The organism is Thalassobacillus cyri (genome assembly GCF_900107755.1).
In the GTDB taxonomy this organism is placed as follows: domain Bacteria; phylum Bacillota; class Bacilli; order Bacillales; family Halobacillaceae; genus Thalassobacillus; species Thalassobacillus cyri.
This window is the reverse complement of record NZ_FNQR01000021.1, coordinates 19,790-38,468: the sequence shown is the minus strand read 5'-3', so window position 1 is coordinate 38,468 and position 18,679 is coordinate 19,790. Positions and strand designations below refer to the sequence as shown.

At 41.0% G+C, this 18,679-nt stretch carries 20 protein-coding genes and 1 pseudogene; all 21 read left to right on the top strand.

Annotated elements, in window-relative coordinates; translation table 11 throughout:
• Positions 1-21 precede the first annotated feature (21 nt).
• The 21 genes and pseudogenes from BLV00_RS18750 (at position 22) to BLV00_RS18640 (ending at position 18,668) form a co-directional block, all read left to right on the top strand.
• Positions 22-1,455 (top strand): phage major capsid protein, encoded by a 1,434-nt coding sequence (locus BLV00_RS18750; protein WP_093046471.1) that lies wholly within the window; start codon positions 22-24, stop codon positions 1,453-1,455.
• 27 nt (positions 1,456-1,482) lie between these two features.
• On the top strand, positions 1,483-1,839 hold the full coding sequence (locus BLV00_RS22120) for a hypothetical protein (protein ID WP_093046470.1): 357 nt from the start codon (positions 1,483-1,485) through the stop codon (positions 1,837-1,839).
• Between the two features lie 14 nt (positions 1,840-1,853).
• The gene (locus BLV00_RS18740) at positions 1,854-2,165 is read left to right on the top strand and encodes a hypothetical protein (protein ID WP_093046469.1); all 312 of its coding nucleotides are present in this window, start codon (positions 1,854-1,856) and stop codon (positions 2,163-2,165) included.
• Positions 2,134-2,499 carry a head-tail adaptor protein gene (locus BLV00_RS18735; RefSeq protein WP_093046468.1) on the top strand — a complete coding sequence of 122 codons (366 nt, stop codon included), beginning with the start codon at positions 2,134-2,136 and terminating at the stop codon, positions 2,497-2,499. Before BLV00_RS18740 ends, BLV00_RS18735 begins: the two co-directional genes overlap by 32 nt.
• Positions 2,492-2,884 (top strand): hypothetical protein, encoded by a 393-nt coding sequence (locus BLV00_RS18730; RefSeq protein ID WP_093046467.1) that lies wholly within the window; start codon positions 2,492-2,494, stop codon positions 2,882-2,884. The genes BLV00_RS18735 and BLV00_RS18730 overlap by 8 nt, the downstream gene beginning before the upstream one ends.
• Positions 2,868-3,284, top strand: a complete 417-nt coding sequence (locus BLV00_RS18725) for a hypothetical protein (RefSeq protein ID WP_093046466.1) — start codon at positions 2,868-2,870, stop codon at positions 3,282-3,284. Before BLV00_RS18730 ends, BLV00_RS18725 begins: the two co-directional genes overlap by 17 nt.
• Positions 3,284-3,871 (top strand): phage tail protein, encoded by a 588-nt coding sequence (locus BLV00_RS18720; protein ID WP_093046465.1) that lies wholly within the window; start codon positions 3,284-3,286, stop codon positions 3,869-3,871. The genes BLV00_RS18725 and BLV00_RS18720 overlap by 1 nt, the downstream gene beginning before the upstream one ends.
• 13 nt (positions 3,872-3,884) lie before the next feature.
• Positions 3,885-4,127: pseudogene (locus BLV00_RS18715) on the top strand (fibronectin type III domain-containing protein); the annotation flags it as partial.
• Positions 4,128-4,177: 50 nt separating this feature from the next.
• Positions 4,178-4,699 (top strand): hypothetical protein, encoded by a 522-nt coding sequence (locus tag BLV00_RS18710; protein WP_093046463.1) that lies wholly within the window; start codon positions 4,178-4,180, stop codon positions 4,697-4,699.
• 13 nt (positions 4,700-4,712) lie between these two features.
• Positions 4,713-8,057, top strand: a complete 3,345-nt coding sequence (locus BLV00_RS18705; RefSeq protein ID WP_093046462.1) for a phage tail tape measure protein — start codon at positions 4,713-4,715, stop codon at positions 8,055-8,057.
• Positions 8,058-9,494, top strand: a complete 1,437-nt coding sequence (locus tag BLV00_RS18700) for a phage tail domain-containing protein (protein ID WP_093046461.1) — start codon at positions 8,058-8,060, stop codon at positions 9,492-9,494. It abuts the gene before it with no gap.
• A 37-nt stretch (positions 9,495-9,531) separates the two neighbouring features.
• Positions 9,532-13,050 carry a phage tail spike protein gene (locus BLV00_RS18695; protein ID WP_093046460.1) on the top strand — a complete coding sequence of 1,173 codons (3,519 nt, stop codon included), beginning with the start codon at positions 9,532-9,534 and terminating at the stop codon, positions 13,048-13,050.
• On the top strand, positions 13,050-13,469 hold the full coding sequence (locus BLV00_RS18690; RefSeq protein ID WP_093046459.1) for a DUF1617 family protein: 420 nt from the start codon (positions 13,050-13,052) through the stop codon (positions 13,467-13,469). Before BLV00_RS18695 ends, BLV00_RS18690 begins: the two co-directional genes overlap by 1 nt.
• Positions 13,466-13,681 carry a hypothetical protein gene (locus tag BLV00_RS18685; RefSeq protein ID WP_093046458.1) on the top strand — a complete coding sequence of 72 codons (216 nt, stop codon included), beginning with the start codon at positions 13,466-13,468 and terminating at the stop codon, positions 13,679-13,681. Before BLV00_RS18690 ends, BLV00_RS18685 begins: the two co-directional genes overlap by 4 nt.
• A gap of 133 nt (positions 13,682-13,814) precedes the next feature.
• The gene (locus tag BLV00_RS18680; protein WP_093046457.1) at positions 13,815-14,252 is read left to right on the top strand and encodes a phage holin family protein; all 438 of its coding nucleotides are present in this window, start codon (positions 13,815-13,817) and stop codon (positions 14,250-14,252) included.
• Between the two features lies 1 nt (position 14,253).
• Positions 14,254-15,210 carry a peptidoglycan-binding protein gene (locus BLV00_RS22595; RefSeq protein WP_143030747.1) on the top strand — a complete coding sequence of 319 codons (957 nt, stop codon included), beginning with the start codon at positions 14,254-14,256 and terminating at the stop codon, positions 15,208-15,210.
• Positions 15,211-15,404: 194 nt separating this feature from the next.
• Entirely contained in the window at positions 15,405-15,833 is a 429-nt protein-coding gene (locus BLV00_RS18670; RefSeq protein WP_093046456.1) for a DUF6941 family protein, read from the top strand.
• Positions 15,833-16,393, top strand: a complete 561-nt coding sequence (locus tag BLV00_RS18665; RefSeq protein ID WP_093046455.1) for a hypothetical protein — start codon at positions 15,833-15,835, stop codon at positions 16,391-16,393. The genes BLV00_RS18670 and BLV00_RS18665 overlap by 1 nt, the downstream gene beginning before the upstream one ends.
• A complete protein-coding gene (locus tag BLV00_RS18660; RefSeq protein ID WP_143030746.1) occupies positions 16,380-16,664 on the top strand; it encodes a hypothetical protein in 285 nt (94 codons plus the stop codon). The genes BLV00_RS18665 and BLV00_RS18660 overlap by 14 nt, the downstream gene beginning before the upstream one ends.
• Positions 16,665-16,808: 144 nt before the next feature.
• On the top strand, positions 16,809-17,072 hold the full coding sequence (locus BLV00_RS18655; protein ID WP_093046453.1) for a hypothetical protein: 264 nt from the start codon (positions 16,809-16,811) through the stop codon (positions 17,070-17,072).
• Between the two features lie 1,401 nt (positions 17,073-18,473).
• On the top strand, positions 18,474-18,668 hold the full coding sequence (locus BLV00_RS18640) for a hypothetical protein (RefSeq protein WP_093046450.1): 195 nt from the start codon (positions 18,474-18,476) through the stop codon (positions 18,666-18,668).
• Positions 18,669-18,679: the final 11 nt, after the last annotated feature.

The window sequence follows — 18,679 nt, the reverse complement described above, 5'->3', positions numbered from 1 at the left end:
AATTAGAGGAGGAATAAGTAAATGGGTAACAAGGTAAACAAATTAAAACTCGATTTACAACACTTTGGAGGTGCGATTCAAAATCTGGATCGCGAAGACAATCAACAAAATGAATTGAAGCAAAATATCGCCAATGCGTTGGAGAGCGGTGACTCAGATAAGATGGCAAAAGCTCTCACCTCTATGGCAGAAGGGATTCAAACACAAATCCTTCAGGATGCACAAACACTCGTAAATGATCAAATCAACGATGAGCGCGTCCTTGCTGAACGAGGAATCCACTCGCTGACAAAAGAAGAAACTGAATACTACAACGAGGTAATTGATGGTACAGGTTTTGCAGGAGTAGAAAAGTTAGTACCGGCCACCGTCATTGATCGTGTATTCGATGAGTTAGTTGCAGAGCACCCTATCCTTGCGAAAATCAATTTTGTAAATACCACTGGGGTAACAAAATGGATTCTTAAAAAAGGTAATGTCAACAGCGCTTGGTGGGGTAAGCTTGTTGATGCAATTAAAGAGCAGCTGGATGAAGGATTCGAAACTGTAGATACCAACCTCTATAAACTTTCGGCTTTCCTTCCAGTAGCAAACGCCATGCTTGAACTTGGTCCGCGTTGGCTGGACCGATACGTTCGTACCGTTTTGGTAGAAGCGTCTGCTATTGCGTTAGAGGAAGCAGTCATTGCAGGCACAGGTGAAGATCAGCCTATCGGTATGATCAAGGACTTGGATGGAGCGGTAGTAAATGGGAAATATCCAGATAAAGAAGCAACAGTTCTTCCAGACTTTAGTGTGAAATCTTTGTATGCCATCCGCGGAGATTTAACAAATGCAGGGAAGCGGAAGGTTAGGAATATCATCTTGGTGGTTAATCCAAACGACTACAACTATAAATTGGCTGAACAAATTGTTCATCGTAATGCGTCGGGTCAGTTTATGACGAATTTACCTATTGATGCCACCATCATTGAGTCCGTAGCTATGCCACAAGGGAAACTGGTTGCGGGGCTGGCGAAAGATTACTTCATGGGCGTAGGATCGGAGCGAAAAGTTAAAGCTTCTACAGAATATCGTTTCCTTGAAGATGAAACGGTTTATATCACTCGAATGCTTGCAAATGGTCGTCCGAAGGATAATAATTCTTTCAAAGTTTATGATATCAATGCTCTCGGAACAGCCGACCCTGCAGCTCCTGCTAATCTTGCTTCTTCTAATGTAACGGATACAAGCATGACGCTTGCTTGGGACCCAGTGGCATATGATACAGGAATCGCAAGTTACGAAGTATTCCGCGACGGTGTATCCATCGGTACTACTGGAGCTACAACCTTCAACGATAGCGGCTTGACTGCATCAACTACGTACAGCTATCAGGTGAAAGCTATTGGAACCAATGGCCTTGAGTCTGACTTGAGCTCTGCACTTTCTGTTACTACAGCTGCTGCGGTTTAATAAAAATCTGAGAGGAGCAATATAATTATGCCTTATGAAGTTGTAAATCGATTTCGGGATACTAAGGACCCTAACGACAAAGACGATAAACAGGTAATTTACCAGGTAGGTGACCAGTATCCGCGAGAAGGATACGAACCTTCTGAAGAACGAATTGAAGAACTATCCAACGAACACCCGAAGTACAAGCGGGTATTCATTAAAGAGGTTGAAACTGGAAGTTCAAAGCAGTTAACCAAAACGGATATTCGGCAGAAAAACAAAGCGGAACAAGAGGATTTAATCAAGGAATTTGGTGGGGATCCAGGTGAAACAAAAAATGAGGACGAGCGTATCTCCCTTATCCTTAAACTCCAGGAAAAAAATGAGTCACCTTCTGAATAGGGGGTGGCTTTTTTATGACCGAAGCACAGCTTCAATACCTGCTTAACGAGCTGAAAAGTTATTTAAAAATAACTTGGAGTGAGGAAGACGAGGAGCTTCTGAAACATGTCAAACGTGGTGCTGCATATCTCGATGGGTTATGTGGTACCGTTATTGATTATTCAGAGGACTTGTTCGCCCAGCAACTACTATTAGACTACGGTCGTTATGTTTATAATCACTCTTTGGAGCTTTTTGAAATTAACTTCGCCAGTGAACTTTCGAAGCTATCTATCCGTGAAGGGGTGAAAGCTTATGAAGCGGCGAATACAGAAACCTCTTCATGAAGTGTTTAATGATGGCTTTCTTAACTATGGAAAGTTGACGACTCAGCGAAATCAAGCGCGGAAGCGTATTGGAGAGGTATTTGCAGCAGAAGGGAAACTTGCTTTCAAGTTAATGAATGCCCGAGAAGAGGATTACCAAATGGCCGGATCGATGAATGCCAGTCTGGATATGAAGGTGAAGACCCCCTTTCCTCCGGGTTTCCAAAACGTGAAAAAGTCGTCTTTAAAATGTAAGGTAAACAGTATTCTATATGACGTCATCACCGTAGACTGGGATAGCAGCAAACGTTATCTTTATTTTTTTTTGCAGGAAGTTGGCGATCTGAATGAATGAAAAAGCGAAAGCTTATATGGCTGAGCAACAAGAAAGACTGGTAAACGATTTGAACACTACCTTTACTCTTCCGGTTTTTGTTGATGAAGCGGCTGAAGATGAGCTCCCTGCAGATAACAACTATTTTCTTATTGTCTACGGAGATATGACGACAGCGAGCAAGGAAGGAAATCTGTCACAGGAAGTCTATGTCGTTTATATATCAGAAGGAAATCCAGACATCGAGGCCACGACTCTCGATATCATATCAGTCGGGACGAGAGTGAGAGGTATTTCATTCAGCAGAACCATCAAGGAGCGAGTACAAAAAGGAGAAACAACAGATTTCTTTGACCGAGTAACATTGATCTTCCGGAGGATATTGAAACATGAGTATTCGCTATGATCTTGATTATCAGGAAGTAGAGAAGCTGGAAGAAAAGTTCCGAAAAGTTCCTGATAATGTCGAAAATATCATTAATCAGGTCCTGCATAATGAAGGTATTAAACGAACGACTGCTGCCATTACTAAGGAATTGCCTGTTTCTAACCGGACAAAGAAGCATGCGAAGTATAGCAAGTGGTCGAAAAGTGAAAAGCACAATTTAGGTTTTACCGTCAAAACAAAAGGTGGAGCTGCTAAAAATCCGGGAAGTTTTGGGTATCTTGTTTTTCCTAACGAAGGTAGAGGTCCCCATAACCCCCTGGAACAGCGGTTTATGGAAGAAGGTCTGGAAAAAACCACGCCAGAAATTATAGAACTAATAAGCGAGCGTATTGATAATTTTCTAGAGGAGGAATTTTAATGGGGATAGTAGTTGAAAGGTTTGACCCCATGGCGGTCACGAATGTAAGTCTTCAAACGATTGAGGCCGATGGAACAAAGAACCCAGGAAAAAAATTCGGGGCTGTCGGTTCCGTTGGAGGGGAAACAACCCTTCGAGAGATCATCAAAACAGAAGAAGGGGTAGAGGTTGGTAAAAAGGTGAAGCCCCAAAAGATGGACTTAACAGTCTCTGCACACATTAAGGTGCAGGTGTTGCGTGATATCTTCGGCTTTTCGAATGATCAATTAAAGCCTGGCATTTATTCTTATGGCAGTGATTCAAAAGGGAAGCGATTCACGTTAACAGCGGATGCGATTGATGAATTTGAAAATGTAACGAAACTAATTGCATTCCCGGATTGTGTAAGTGCTACAGGTTTTACTTTCACAATTGAAAACGGCGGTGATGAAGTCGCATTGATGGAAGTCACTCTTGCAGCGTATCCAGATGACTCCAAGCAAATGTATTATGAAGCTATTGTTTCCGAACTGGAGGACACTACTATTCCGGATACATGGCATACCCAGTTTGATCGTACACTGGTTGAAGCTGTAGCTACTCCCTAATGCCCCCTCCGGGTTAGCAGCATCTAACGTTACGTCTACATCCCTGACGTTGACCTGGAATGCAGTAACCTATAGCGAGGGGGTTTCCAATTATGAAATTTATAGGGATGGTGTATCCGTAGGCACAAGTGCCACAACCAGCTTTGGTGATAGTGGATTGACTGCAACTACAACTTACAGTTATCAGGTCAAAGCTATCGGATCGAATGGGAAAGAGTCTGCGCTTAGCGATGCGTTAAGCGTAACGACCGTATAAAAGAGTAGGTAAAATGCCTGCTCTTTTTTCTTTTTAAAGGAGCGATCATATTGGCAAGGTATGAACTGATTGAAGTAGGAGGAAAAGTTTATCCAGCGGCAATCACGAACCATTCATTAAGCATGGGTGAAAAGCTTGGTCTGATTGATAAATCACAGCTGCCAGACTTATTAGAGATGAAATTTTACCCTGCAGTCATTTATCTTGGTATCATCGGGGTGGATAAACAGGAACGGATGAGCTTTCAAGAATTTTTACAGAATTATGCTCCTGATGAACATCAATTAATCCAGCAATATAAAGGACTGATACTTGCATGTACAGAGTCCAGTCCTAATCATTTTGCCAAAGGATTGAATGATAGCATTAGTAAGAAGGTAGATAAAGGCCAGAAACAGATCAAGAATCCTAAGTTGAACTTGGAGTGTGTGGAGGATCGCTACGTTTTATATTGCCTCGGGTCAGGTATTGATTCTGATGTTTTCTGGCATTATCCGATTCCGGATGTAGAAAGGATTTATGAGAGTAAACAAGCATACGACGGATGGAAGAACAACCCTGCTACATATTGAGGAGGTGAAATAATTGGCAAAACGGAATGAAACAAAAGTTACTTTCAGTGTCTTCAATAAAGATTTCAATGAAGGCATCAAAGAAATGAATAAAGAAAGCACCAGGCTTCGAAAAGAATTCAAATTGCAGTCCGAGCAAATGAAGGATACCGCGACAGCAACAGAAAAACTGGAAGCAAAAGTTACTTATTTGGGCAAAGAACAAGATATCGTCAGAAAGAAAATAGATGCCACCTCAACGCAATTGGAGAAAGCGAAGAAGACGTATGGAGAAAATTCTAATGAAGCTAATAAATTGTCTAATAAACTTCTTGATTTACGTATATCTGAACAAAAGCTGGAAAATACAATTGGTCGGACCAAAACAGAAATCTCAAAACAAAGCCAAGAAATGCAAGATGCGCGGGCAGATGCAAATAAATATGAAAAATCATTAAAAGATATCGGACGGGAAGCTAATGATTTAGGCGACAATTTAAGCAAAGGCGTAACTTTACCTCTCGCTGGTGTAGGTGCAGCAGCTGGTGCAAGTGCCTTGAGTCTACATGATGCTACTCAACTTATGACCGGTACTCTAGGTGCTACTGGAGAAGAAGCAAAACAACTGGAAGAAGACATGCAAACCGTTTGGGAAGACGGCTTTGGTGATTCTCCTGAACAAGTAGCCAGGTCCATCATGATGGTGAAACAGAATATCCAAGGGATAAATGATGGAAAAGAGCTGCAGGAAGCAACCAAGCATATGTTGACTCTAGCTAATGTAACTGAAGCGGATATGAGCGAAGCAACTCGCGGTGTCAATCAATTGATGCACAATTTCGGTATAACCGCGGAAGAAGCAATGGATTTATTCACGAAAGGGCAGCAGGAAGGTTTGAACTTCTCCCAAGAGATGTTCGATAACATTTCCGAATATGCTCCCTTATTCAAGCAGATGGGATTCTCTGCGGAAGATTATTTTTCGATCTTGGCCAACGGAACGAAAAACGGTGCTTACAATTTAGATTACATCAACGATGTGATGAAAGAGTTTGATATTCGTGTAAGAGATGGTTCAAAAAGAACCTCAGATGCATTCGAAGATATGTCGAAAGAAACTCAAAATCTGTTCGAAGAATTCGAAAACGGAGAAGCGACTGCAGAAGAGTTATTCCGTACAGTTCTACCTGAACTCGAGGGAATGGAGGATCAGGTCAAAGCGAACCAAATTGGAGTAGAGCTTTTTGGTACCAAGTGGGAGGACATGGGTGCTAAGACGGTTTATTCCCTGGATGATGTCAATGAATCTATGAAAGACGTTGACGGATCGATGAAAGAGTTAGAAAATTCCCAAGAGCAGACATTTGGGAGAGAATTCAAAAAAACATTGCGAGGGGTCTTGGACTCCTTAGAACCATTAGGTCGAGAACTGCTTGAAATTGCTCAGGATGTGACACCTCATATCCAGGAGTTGTCCGAATGGTTTGCTGAATTGGATGAGGATACCCAAAAGTTTCTCCTTACACTGGCGGGAAGCGCTGCTGTTGCTGGTCCTGGATTAAAAACATTTTCTACCCTGTCTAGTATAGTCGGATCATTGAGTTTGAATTTGGGTAAAGCTGAAACGGCTGCAGGTAAAAAAGGGCTGGAAGGCGTTCTCCTCGGGTTAATTAGAAAAGCTGGACCTGTCGGATTAGCTGTTGGCGGTTTGATTACGCTTATAACCACAGTAGGTACATTAACAGGTGAAGAGAAAAAGTTAAAAGACGTCTCTTTGGAAACAGCTAACTCTTTAAGTAAACAACATCAAGAAACCGGTAAAATGATTCAGCAGTTCGATGAGTTGAGGAACAAGTCTAAGTTAACCAGTGATGAATTCGGTCGATATATTGATCTCCAACATGAATTACAGCAGACATCTAACCCAGAAACCATTGCTGCTATCAAAAAAGAAATGGCTACCCTTAAAAAAAAGTCTGGGTTCACTAATGATGAATTGCAAACCATGGTAGGTTTAAATGCGGAGCTTGTGGAATCCTTGCCAGGCGCCACTGAAAAGATTACAGACCAAGGAAATAAAATCGCCGGCGCTACTACTGAGCTCAGGAAATATAATCAAGAAATCTCTAAGATGGCCACCTTGGAATTAGAGAAGCAATTCTTTAATGCTGCTGATAATCAAAGTAAATTGTTAGAACAACGGAAGACTCAGCAACGTCAGTTGAATATGTTCAAAACAAAAGAAGCGGAAATCAATCAATTATTAAATACACATTCGTCTCAAGAATTACAGACAATGAAGAATCAAGTGTCAGAAGAATTGAAATCTCTTCAAGCCAAACAATCGAGAGTAAAAGCAGGTACTGAAGAATGGTTTGTATTACAAGAACAAATCAAACCTTTGCAAAAGCAATATGATTATATCAAAGATGGAGAACAAGGATTAAATGATCAGTTATTAACCTTGAAACAACAGAAGACAGAACAGCAAATTAAGCTTAGTAACACCGATAAAGAGCTCTCTAAGTTAGGTATGGTCTATGAAAAGTTGCAACTCAATTACTTGAAAAACGCTGGAATTTCAGAAGAAGTTGCCAGGCAAGCAGTTAACCAGGGAAATGTAAGTCAAGTCATCGATGAACAAATTAGTAAACTTGAAGAGGAAAAGCAAAAACTGAAAGACCAAACCCCTATCAACATGAGGAACACCGATGAATACCTGAATGGTGTTGCTGCAATAGATGGCCAAATCGATAAGTTATATGGAGCTGAAAGCCAGATTCAGGATCTGGCTAGTGATGCCAGGAATTATACCGATGAACTAGGAAGAGATGTAAGCAAGAACGTTCGCGCAAATTTATCCCCCAGTGCATATGAATTAAACAGTAAATTATCCGAAACTGTGTGGAAAACCATATCACTCCGGTATTCGGGAGGGAATGGCCATAATGTCCCTGTTGGTTATGCAGGAGGTACAAACTTTCATCCGGGCGGTCCAGCGTTTGTCGGAGAAGAAGGACCAGAGCTTGTACGAGAAGGAAACAAATGGTCACTTCATGGGTTTGGATTAATTCCAGACTTAAAACGTGGAGCGGATGTGTTCACAGCAGAAGAAACAAAGAAAATATTATCTAGAATCAATAGTGGGTTGCCCGCCTACGCGAGTGGTGTAGGGGTAAGTCCTGAAATCAGTAGAAACTTGGATAACATGAGTACAGCATTAACTTCCACCCATAATATTAAAAGTAAAATGGCAGTGAATGTAGGTGCAGGTAATGTCATTATGGATAGAGAGATTGTGGGAGAGATTGTATGGGAAGTCGTACAGGAACATTGGGAAAGAGATAATGAAATCAGAAAAGAATTCAGGGGTGAGTAAATGAAAAGTGTATTTAATTTCAAAGTGAAATATGAGGATACCACTACTGACATGCATGATATCGGTGTATGGGTGGAGTCTTTTCACATTTACTCACCGAACGTCAGCCGTACAAAGTTAACGTCTCCTGGAATGGCCGGCTCCTATTTATCGCAATCCAAGGAAGAAGAACGCCACGTAAGCATCGGATTACAAATAGAGGCTGATACGCTTTCAGAGTTCGATAGTAAGAAACACCAAATCTATGAACTATTTTGTACTGAAAAAAAGTTCTCCATTGTCCGGGATATAACGCCTGAAAAAGAAATATTTGTCCTGCAGGAAGGCGAGTATGATATAGAGAACATCACCAAATCAGACGGCGTCTTTAACATCACTTTGACTATGCTGGACCCCTACATTTACGGGCCGGTAATAACTGCAGATTTCAACGGAAACAATGTTGTAGAGATAACTAACAACGGGACAGCTGATGCAGAACCGGTCTTTGAACTCGAAGTATTGGCTCCTATTACATTTGCTATGATTCAGAACCAGAACAATGACTATATGATGATCGGCCGGCCTGTTGATGTTGAAAAATATAGTGCGGTTGAAGAGTACATCACTATTCTGGATGATGAATTAACGGATACCACCGCTTGGACCGCAGGAAGCAACATAGATGGTGGAACAGTAGCGGGAACTATTGTCAGTGATGGCACAGGATTTGTACCGGATACCTGGGGATATGCAGAGGGTTGGCATGGCCCAGCTTTAAAAACAAGTTTATCTGAAGTGTTGACGGATTTCCGAGTCGAAGCTAGGTTCGAATTTGATTCCTCTACCTCTCCGGACTTGCTTGGTCGTGTAGGAATACACCTGCTAGATGAAACAGATCAATTTGTCGCATCGGCAACTGTGAAAGATGTGTTTCCCAATGCTGTTCGAGGACAGGGCGTGATACGAGCGGGGGATGTGAATGTAGGTTATAACTTTCTGGAAGAAGAACCATATTGGAACCGCGCCCGTATTCTTGAAGCTTTGGTGAGAATTGAACGACGAGGACATGAGTGGGAAGGTTATATAGCAGAAATCATCCAAGTTAATGGACGACATCACACTCGTGTGCGGGAATTTCACATGGATAGTGAGCAGCAGTTTGTACGCAAGCTAGCACAGGTTCAAGTTCATTTTGGAACTAGATGGTCCTATACCGCGCCCGCCATGAAAGTTAATAACTTAAAGGTCGAGAAAATCAATAACTTGACCTCCGATCAGATTCCTTATATTGCGAAGGCTGGTGACTTTATCACTTTCGATAATACCAACAATGGCGAGGTACTGATAAATGGTGAGCCATTTGAAGATATTGCTTTTGGTTCCACATTTTTTCCCTTGAAGCCATATAGGAATCAATTGGTGTTGGCACCAGATTCCTTTAATGCAATTGCCTGATATCGGGAGCGAGGCAAGTAGGAGGTGAGGCAGACACATGATCCATATTGCGGACAGACAAGTACTGCTCGGTCATATCAGGTTTAAGAAAATACTAACAAATAATCATCATCAGTCATTGAAAGATAACCTGGAAACCTTTAACTTTAAAACTTACGCAGACCAACCCTTTTCTCAATACTTAGTTAAGCGCAATCGAGTCATCATTCCCGGTGAAAACGGAGAAATGCGCGAGTTCATCATTAGTGAAGCAGCAGTTAATCGCATTACAAGGAAAGTGGAAGTATACAGCCAAGCCAGCTTCATAGGGTTGAAGAAAGCAAAGGTCATAGATCCCCATACCACCGATGCGTTAAGTGCTGAAGGACATGCTTCAGTTGCTCTGGCTAACACTGAATGGGAACCAGGCAACATAATATTCAACGGTGTCAGAACACTCAAGTTTGATAATCACAGCAACCCTTATGCTTATTTGAAAAAGGTTGCCAGCGAATTAAATCTGGAATTGGATTTTCGTATTGAACACAGTAACGGTATAATAACTGGCCGTTATGTGGACATGGTGGAGCGTATTGGCACATGGAGAGGCAGAACGGCTGAACTGGGGCGAGACCTTTTAGAGCTATCCCGTAAGGAGAAAACAGGAAACATTGTTACTGCTTTGAGAGGGGTTGGTCCTGAAAGAGAAGATGGTACCCGATTGGAAGTTTTGGTTGAGAACCAGGATGCACTGAAACGTTGGGGTACACAACTTAAAGACGGCGCCCTGCAGCACCTTATTGAACCTTATGAGCCGTTTAGCGTTGACTATGATATGACAAAATCCCGTTTACGTACTTTGACAGAGAATGAATTAGAAAAGCGTATTAACGCAGGTGTGGAATATAAGGGCGGCATTGCGGATTTGGAACATATTGAGGGAATGGAAAATAAGAAAATCCGATTTGGTGATACCATCCGCATCAAGGACACCAGCTATGAACCTTCTCTTTATCTGGAAGCACGTATTCATACCCAGGACAGGAATATCGTGGATAAGTCGAAAAAGAAAGTGACCCTTGGAGATTATATTGAATACACCCAAGAACAAGTGGATGCCGTTTGGAAGTCCCTACAAGCCGAAATAACCAAGAAAGTGTCCATGACTGAGGTAAGGGAAGTAACCTACGATAAACAAACCATCGATTCCAAAGACGTACCCGGTAATGAAGCCAAGACCAAGTTGGACACTGATGTTGGTACTGATACAATTGAGTCCATCACGGGAGCGCAATCAAAAGCCAATGCTGCTCAAACAGCTGCGGAGAGCCATGCGGATACTGTGGCAAACCAAGCTCAATCTGCAGCCGAACAATATACTGTAGATTACGCGGTTGCTCAGACAGCCTATGACAACAAGATGCAGGAAATCGCTAATGACCTAGCTGATAAAGCGAATCTTACTTATGTTGATGGCCAATTGGCGATGAAGCAGGAGGAAATACCGCAACAGACCACAGCACCTGCAGCCCCGACTACTGGTATGCTTTGGTGGGATACATCGCAAAACCCGAACGTGTTAAAAAGATGGGATGGTACTGCTTGGCAAAAATCAAGCCCTACGGTTGCAGGTGAGATTGGTACCTATACTTTTACCGAAGTAGACAAGGCCCTAAGCGCCAAGGTGGATACGACTACCTATTCGGTTGACCAGCAGGGCATCGTGGACCGGTTTGAATCCAACGAGACTTCCATCAGTCAAAATGCCACAGCAATAAGCAGCAAAGTGGAACAGACAACATACGAACAGGGGATAGCGGATGCAAAAGTTTATGCGGATGTAAAATCCTTAGATCAAATTGTAAGGAATGGATTTGAAGCTGCTATCCAAGGTGCATGGCAGAGTGGAGTTACCTTCGGAACAGGTGGTATTACTACACCGGAGACAGGGCTATTCCAATCAACTAATACAGGTCCGCCACCTAGTGGGACTACCGGTGAAACTGCCTTGATTATTGATTCAGCCAAGGCGTTGTTATTAAGTGGAAAAACGATAAAAGTATCCATTATAGCCAAACAACCAGCATCCAATCCAACAGCTGAATTTGCAGCGGCTTATTCGACAAACAGTGTAGGAAATAGTGGATGGAACTACTTCACTCCTACAACATCATGGACAACTTATACTTTCTATTACGATGTGCCTCAGAACAATGGAAATTCAAACGATCATTTTCTCGGGATATGGGGAGATACCACTGGATCCGGTCTAGGGGTGTTAATCGACAGTGTTTTAATTGAAACGGTGGATCGAAAACTGGCGCAGGATTACACGGATAGCGCAGTATCGCCGATTGACAGCAGACTTACGACAGCTGAATCTGAAATTACCCAAAATGCCAACGCAATCGAATCGAAAGTGGAAACGGCAACTTTCAATACTCTCGAGGGGCGTGTGGACACTGCCGAATCAAATATAACCCAGAATGCCAATGCAATCACTAGCAAGGTGGAAACTTCTACGTTTAATACTCTAGAAGGACGAGTGGGTTCAGCGGAAAGTACTATCACACAACATAGCAATGAGATAAGCACCAAAGTAGAAGAAAACGGGGTCATTTCTGCCATCAACCAGTCGGCAGAAACCATTAAAATCCAAGCAGCAAATATCGAGTTTCAGGGAGCTGTAACTGTACTTAGTGACATAACAGGTGAATTGGGAAACATTACAGCAGGTAATATATCTGGAGTTGATATTTCCGGTTCGACGTTCACCGCGACAGGAACCGACGGGCGTGTTGTTATCTCCGACGATGGCTGGTTCGTCCGAGACGCAAACGGCTATGTCCGCATCGGAATCACCACAACGGGGCAGACGTGGGGACCGCCGGACCCATCAAGTATTGCGTTCTTAAACCAATGGGCGACCCTGCGGACTACCGTAGGTTTGGATGTTAATCAGGATTTCAGGATAAACAGTAATTTCGGTGGTATATTTACAGCACAAGACTTTGTTAAGATTTCCTCTGCAGGGTCAACAGAGGTTTACGGGAGCACTGCTCGGTTAGAAGCTACTAGTGGTAACGTAAACATTGAAGCTTCTAACGCAGTTGCCATCCAAGCGACTGGCGGTAACTTCTACCTTAACACTCCTAACGAGGTACGTGTGTTGGCACCGGATCAGACGTACGGAACATACAAGCCGATTCGGGCTTCAGACTTCATCGTTTCTTCCATCGAAGACGCTAAAACCAACATACAGCCATGGGAAGGGAATGCCTTGGATATTCTCATGAATCATGCACAAATCATGAAATATAACCTGGTATCCGACTGGAATAATGGTATAAATGCAGCCAAATATGGTTTCGTAATTGGGCAAGGCTATAAAACACCTAGTGAGATCTTATCCGATGATGGAGCAGCCATCTCTTCTTATTCCCATCGGAGTTTGAATACAAAAGCAATCCAGCAGTTAGCTGGCATTTATTATGATCATGATGAGCGTATCAACTATTTGGAAATGGAAAATGAAACATTAAAAGCACGTATCAAACAATTGGAGGAGGCGGCCTAATGCAGGTGAAAATCAAACACGGACAAATCGGGCAGGCAATCGACCTGCTTTTTCATTTGTCTTTGAAAGGGAAGCAATCCAGACACCGGACGACATTTATCAAAAAGTTGACTGAACGTTTGCAGGAGGTAGAAGGTCAGCGGAAAGACCTGGCAAAGGAACATTCATTCCTGGATGAGGAAGGAAACCCTAAAATGCTAGAGAATGGAAAGAGGTACGACATCAAGGATATGGAAGCTTTTCAGAAAGACGTCCAGGAGCTCTATGAAGAAGAATTGGTCCTTGAGGGTGGTGATAATCAAAGCATGTTAATGACAGTAAAAGAAGTACTCCTGACCAGCGAGGAAGCTTTTTCTGGAAATGAGGCACTGACCTATGATTATTTGTGTGAACAATTTGAGGAGGCTGATCAATCATGATCGAGGAAATGAGCATTAAAGTAAATAATGTCCAGTTTGTGACAGTAGAAAATGAGGAAAAGGTGCACATCCATTTTCGAGGGATGGACCCCGCTGGCCAATTGGATCTGAATGGTTATATACCAGTAACCGTCCAGGATTACGAAAAAGACGCATCCCTGGAAGGGATGAGCGGCTTAGTGAAAAATAAGTTAATGGAACGCCTGGCTTAAGGTGTTATTTTTATGCACAAAAAAAGGGTGCCGCAGCACCCGGCCACCCCAGGGGAGAGGGTGGCTTTTTATATGATACGAGATATATACGATACGTTAGGGGGTCATTAAAAATGAAGGAGATGATGACAAAGTGGGCGGTGTTAATTTGGAGTATTTAGAGGCGACCCGTTTTTACTTGTTCGGTGATGTAAAGTTTCTACATCTATTATTATTACTTATGGCTTTGGATATTGTAACCGGAGTTTTTAAAGCCATAAGGTTTGGCAATCTTTGGAGCAGAAAAAGTTTGTTTGGTTACTCTAGGAAAGTACTTATTCTGGTGGTAATCATCTTAGCCAATGTGGTGGATCAAATACTTGGATTGAACGGAGCAGTCACTTACGCGACTGTTCTTTTTTATATAGCAAACGAAGGATTAAGTATCGTAGAAAACTTAGCTCAAATTGGTGTAGTTGTCCCGCCTGGATTAGCAGAGAAGTTAAATGCTATCGATCCAGACAAAAAGAACGCTGCATTATCAGAAGAAGTGAAAGAAGAATTCACCACTAAATATAAGGAGATGAAATGATATGACTGTATCTTTAAAAACCTTGGTCAATCGTTCTATTAGGAATATGGGGGATGTCCATCCAGTGGTAAAAGACCGGGCAGTTACGATAATTGAACGTGCATATAGGAAGGGAATATTGGCACAGATTTCGGATGGGCTGCGCACCCATGCAGAGCAGCAAGCTCTCTATAACAAAGGACGAACAGCACCGGGGAACATTGTAACTTATGCTCCTCCAGGATTTTCCTATCATAACTTTGGGCTGGCTGTGGATTTCTTCCTGGTATCTAATGATGGGAAACGTGCGCTTTGGAGGGTCAATAAAAGTTGGAAGCAAGTAGCCACTATCGCTAAAGACTTAGGTTTTGAATGGGGTGGTGATTGGTCACCCTTTAAAGATTATCCTCACCTGCAGCTGACAGGCGGATTAGCTCTTATTGATCTGAGAGCAGGGAAGAAGCCGATCTTTGCGATTCAGACAAGCTACCAACCACCTGAGGATGATGGGTTGCTAGAGAAAGGGGAAAGTGGTGCAGCCATCAAAAGGCTACAGGAGCAGCTGCTTGATCTAGGGTATAAGCTTCCTATGTACGGGGCTGATGGCGACTTTGGCGCTGAAACGGAAGCTGCGGTGAAAGCCTTCCAAAAAGATCGAGGTATCAAGGTGGATGGCATTGTTGGTCCTGTGACCAGGCAGGAGCTGAAGGAAGCAGCCAAACCTGTTTTGCCTGATGAGACCTATTGGGTAAAAACTCCTCCATTCTATGGCAATGGTGTACGTGCGGTCCAAGGAACCTTAGCATCCAACAAACCGCCGTTCTATCCGGAAAAAGGTGCTGAAAATAATGGTGTAGATGGCTATTATGGACCGAAGACAGCAGATGCTGTGGAGCGGTTCCAGTCCTACTATAGGTTGAAGCAAGACGGAATTTACGGTTCTGAGACTCGCAAGAAGCTATTAAGCTTGTTAAAATAGAAACATCCCCGTTTCACTATCTGCGAACGATATGTGTTCTGTTACCGGGGACGAACACAAACGCCTTTCAGCTCTGATGAGTTGGAGGGCTTTTTTTTCGTGAAATTCTCATTAACACAAATCAGGGGATAGTGCAGGAAAATGGAAAATCATGTAGAATATAGTATATTGAACAATAAATAGGGGGACTATCAATGGACGTTACAATAACAAGCTTTACATTTTCTGAGGATTCACAAAACGTTAGTAATCCTAGTGGCAAGGGTAATACTTTACAATTAATTAACCCTCAGAATTTATTTAGACCACCTTTTATACCGTGTACATACTCTTTTTCAGTTACCTGTGGTTTAATAAAAATTGATCCACATAAAACACATACTGTACAATTTATATTGGAATCACCAGAAGGAGACACTCCAATAAAGACTGATCCCATAAACGTACCTAAGAATAACAATTTTGATGCCTCATTACCAGATGAAGCTAATGGGTTTGTTTTTAATCTTGATTTCAGAAATGTTCCCTTTAAAGTTAAAGGTGAGTATAAAGGCAAAATTATTTTTAATAATGAACTGTTGGGTGAATACCCGCTTATGTTTTATCCGCAGGAGAATAACTAATGATAGTCGCTAATAATAATAAAGAAGAAAAGCTATTTAATGTGAACATTATTCCAAGTGACTTATTATTAATGAACCTTAGTAAAGATTTATATAAGAAATCAAGCGAAAGTCTGTTTGACGAAAATATCTGTATATCAGAAAACACGAAGTATCTGAACCTACATTATGGCGAAAAAACAAATGCTGCAACAATCAATTATTCATCATTGTTCGAGGAACTCAATAAATTTGTCGTCAATGATATTACTGTTAGTATTTTGTCGAATAACCCCAAAAACGGGCAATCGAATTCATCACCAAAAACCTCTGTTAGTGATATAATTAGTATTATAGATACTAAAAAGGAGGAAAGTACCATGGGTCAACAACTGTTAGCTCATAGAGATAAAGTTGAAAAGTGGAGTTCGCTTTCAGGATTAGCCTTAGGGTCGATAGCAATATTTTCAGCATTACACCCGCTGGTCCAGTTAGCTGCAGTGCTTCCAGGTACACTCATGTTCTATACTATTCCGGCTTTCATGTATTTTAGAAAGTGGTTAAGGAGTGATCAAAATTAGTATGGACCCTCAAGCTTTGGGGAAGATAATGAACTCAAAAACCACTGAAACGATAGCCAAGCAATTATGGCCATCTATGCTTTTTGTAGTAGTTATGTCATTGATTTCATTAATAGGTGCTAGATACTTTTGGGTACCTGTATTAGATAATCAAAACATGATTAACATATCTTACATAATATGGTTTGTTTCTATGATGGTGATTGTTGGATTAGGATGCTATGTGATATTATTAGATGCTAGAATTCAATTTTTTAAAAAAAGCGCTTAACTCGGGTGTATTCGGATTACGGGGTTTGCCCAAGTAAACCTCTATCTAAATCCCTCCAGCAATAGTTGGAGGTTTTTTTATTAATGTGACAAATGTACTATCACACCTTCATTTAAAGTTTATAATGAAAATGGAGGGATGAAAATGAAAAAGCCAGTGGACCACGAGTATTTTAAACTTATAGGCACTTCTAAGTTTAATGACAAAATTATTATGTATGTATTGTACAAAACAAATGGATTTTTCTTGGACCATATTATTTATGACTCCGAATGGAGCAATGTACATAATGAAGAGTTACTCAGCTACTTAAGTAAAATGAAAGAAAATATAGTGAATGGTACATTTGATGATCATCAAACAAACAGACTTCGTATTCTCGATGTTCTTAATATACAATTAAGATAATCAAGATGAATAAAAATTGAGCCCTCCAGCTGTTATGAGTTGGAGGGTTCTTATTTATGTAAAAATTTAGAACGATTATTAAAGTTATGTAAAAACACGGCTTATCGCTAAACACCGTTTTTAAACGGTCATATAATGAGTAGGGGTGATAAAATGGAGCAGCCAAGAGATCATTTACATTATAAACTTGTTGGTACCTCTGAAAACAAGGGAGAAATTACTTGTTATGTATTGAATAAAGAAAAAGACTTTGACCTCATACATATAAAATATAAGCCGGGATTTAAACATATCTCGACGTTAGACTTGCGAAGTTACCTATGTGCTTTGGAGCAGGATATTCTAAGTAAGGTATTTGATGACCACAAAAAGACACTGTTATATACTAAAACTCAAAAAGCCCTACAACTTTTTTAGTTGAGGTCTTTTTGATGTTTAGCATAACAAATATAAAGGTAAGCAGAGTAGTGAATTATATTCCTCCTATGAATATTTTTCCCTTTGACCTCTCTCAATAAATGGGCGAGGTTTTTCTTTGTTTTTTAATATTTCTTCAGACCTTATAAATAAAGGGGTTACAACATATTTTATGACCAAAATCTTGACCAAAAAATGACCAAAAAAGTTTGATTTTCTTACATTTATTCTGATTTGGCCAAAATTAATACCCTTATTATATCAAGGGTTTGACAAATTCTGATTGGATTATCTTTCTATAATAGCTGTTCCGTACACAAGTTCACCCTTGGGAACGTGAACAGTATCTATCTGTATATTAATCAGCAACCCCCTTGATACAACAGGTATCAAGGGGTTTTTAAAATTAAACTTATACAATTTAAGGTATAGTTGGTAAACCAAGGTGACCAGGAGCTTAGAGGTTCTCATTTAAGCAGCTCTTTCTATTCCTTACCCTGTATATTTATTAACAGCCATTGGTTACGTCCTTCCAATGGCTGTTAGTGTGGTATGTTGTTTAGGTTAACCTCTTAGACAACCATACGGTTTCTTTTTCATTTTGGAAAGACTTATAAATTTCTAGCAATTTTCGCCGTTCTTTATAAAGTAGAATAGCCTGTTGGGACTCATTACGGATTTGGCCTTTACTCAATTATTTTAATGAACATTGTACAGAATAGTCGCTGATTTTTTCGACAAGCTTTAAAAATTCTTCATTGATAAGTAAGTCGTAATCTGGATGTTCTCGAAATATCAAATAAACATCTGTTTCCGAGCAAAGATTCGTATATATAATTAACTTCTGATTCATCATTTGTTGTAGTTAGACTAATTATCCCACCAAACAGAACCACCATAACCTTTCAATAGGCAGTTCTCTCAACACAATTCTCCAGACGAAGTCATATAATGAAGAGAGTAAACAACCTAGGAGGTGCAAATATGAGTAAGAAAAATAATAACCAGCAAATATCTGAAAAAGTAATAGAAAAGTTAGTCAATACAGTTCTGGATAGGAACGCAGTGAATTTAGACAGGAAAAAAATCAGCCGTAAGGATAGGGAAGATTTAAGACAGATGGTGGAGGAATTAGGAAAAGGAGTTGACTCCTTAAAGAAGACAACAAATGAGGGGTGATTTTTCTATCC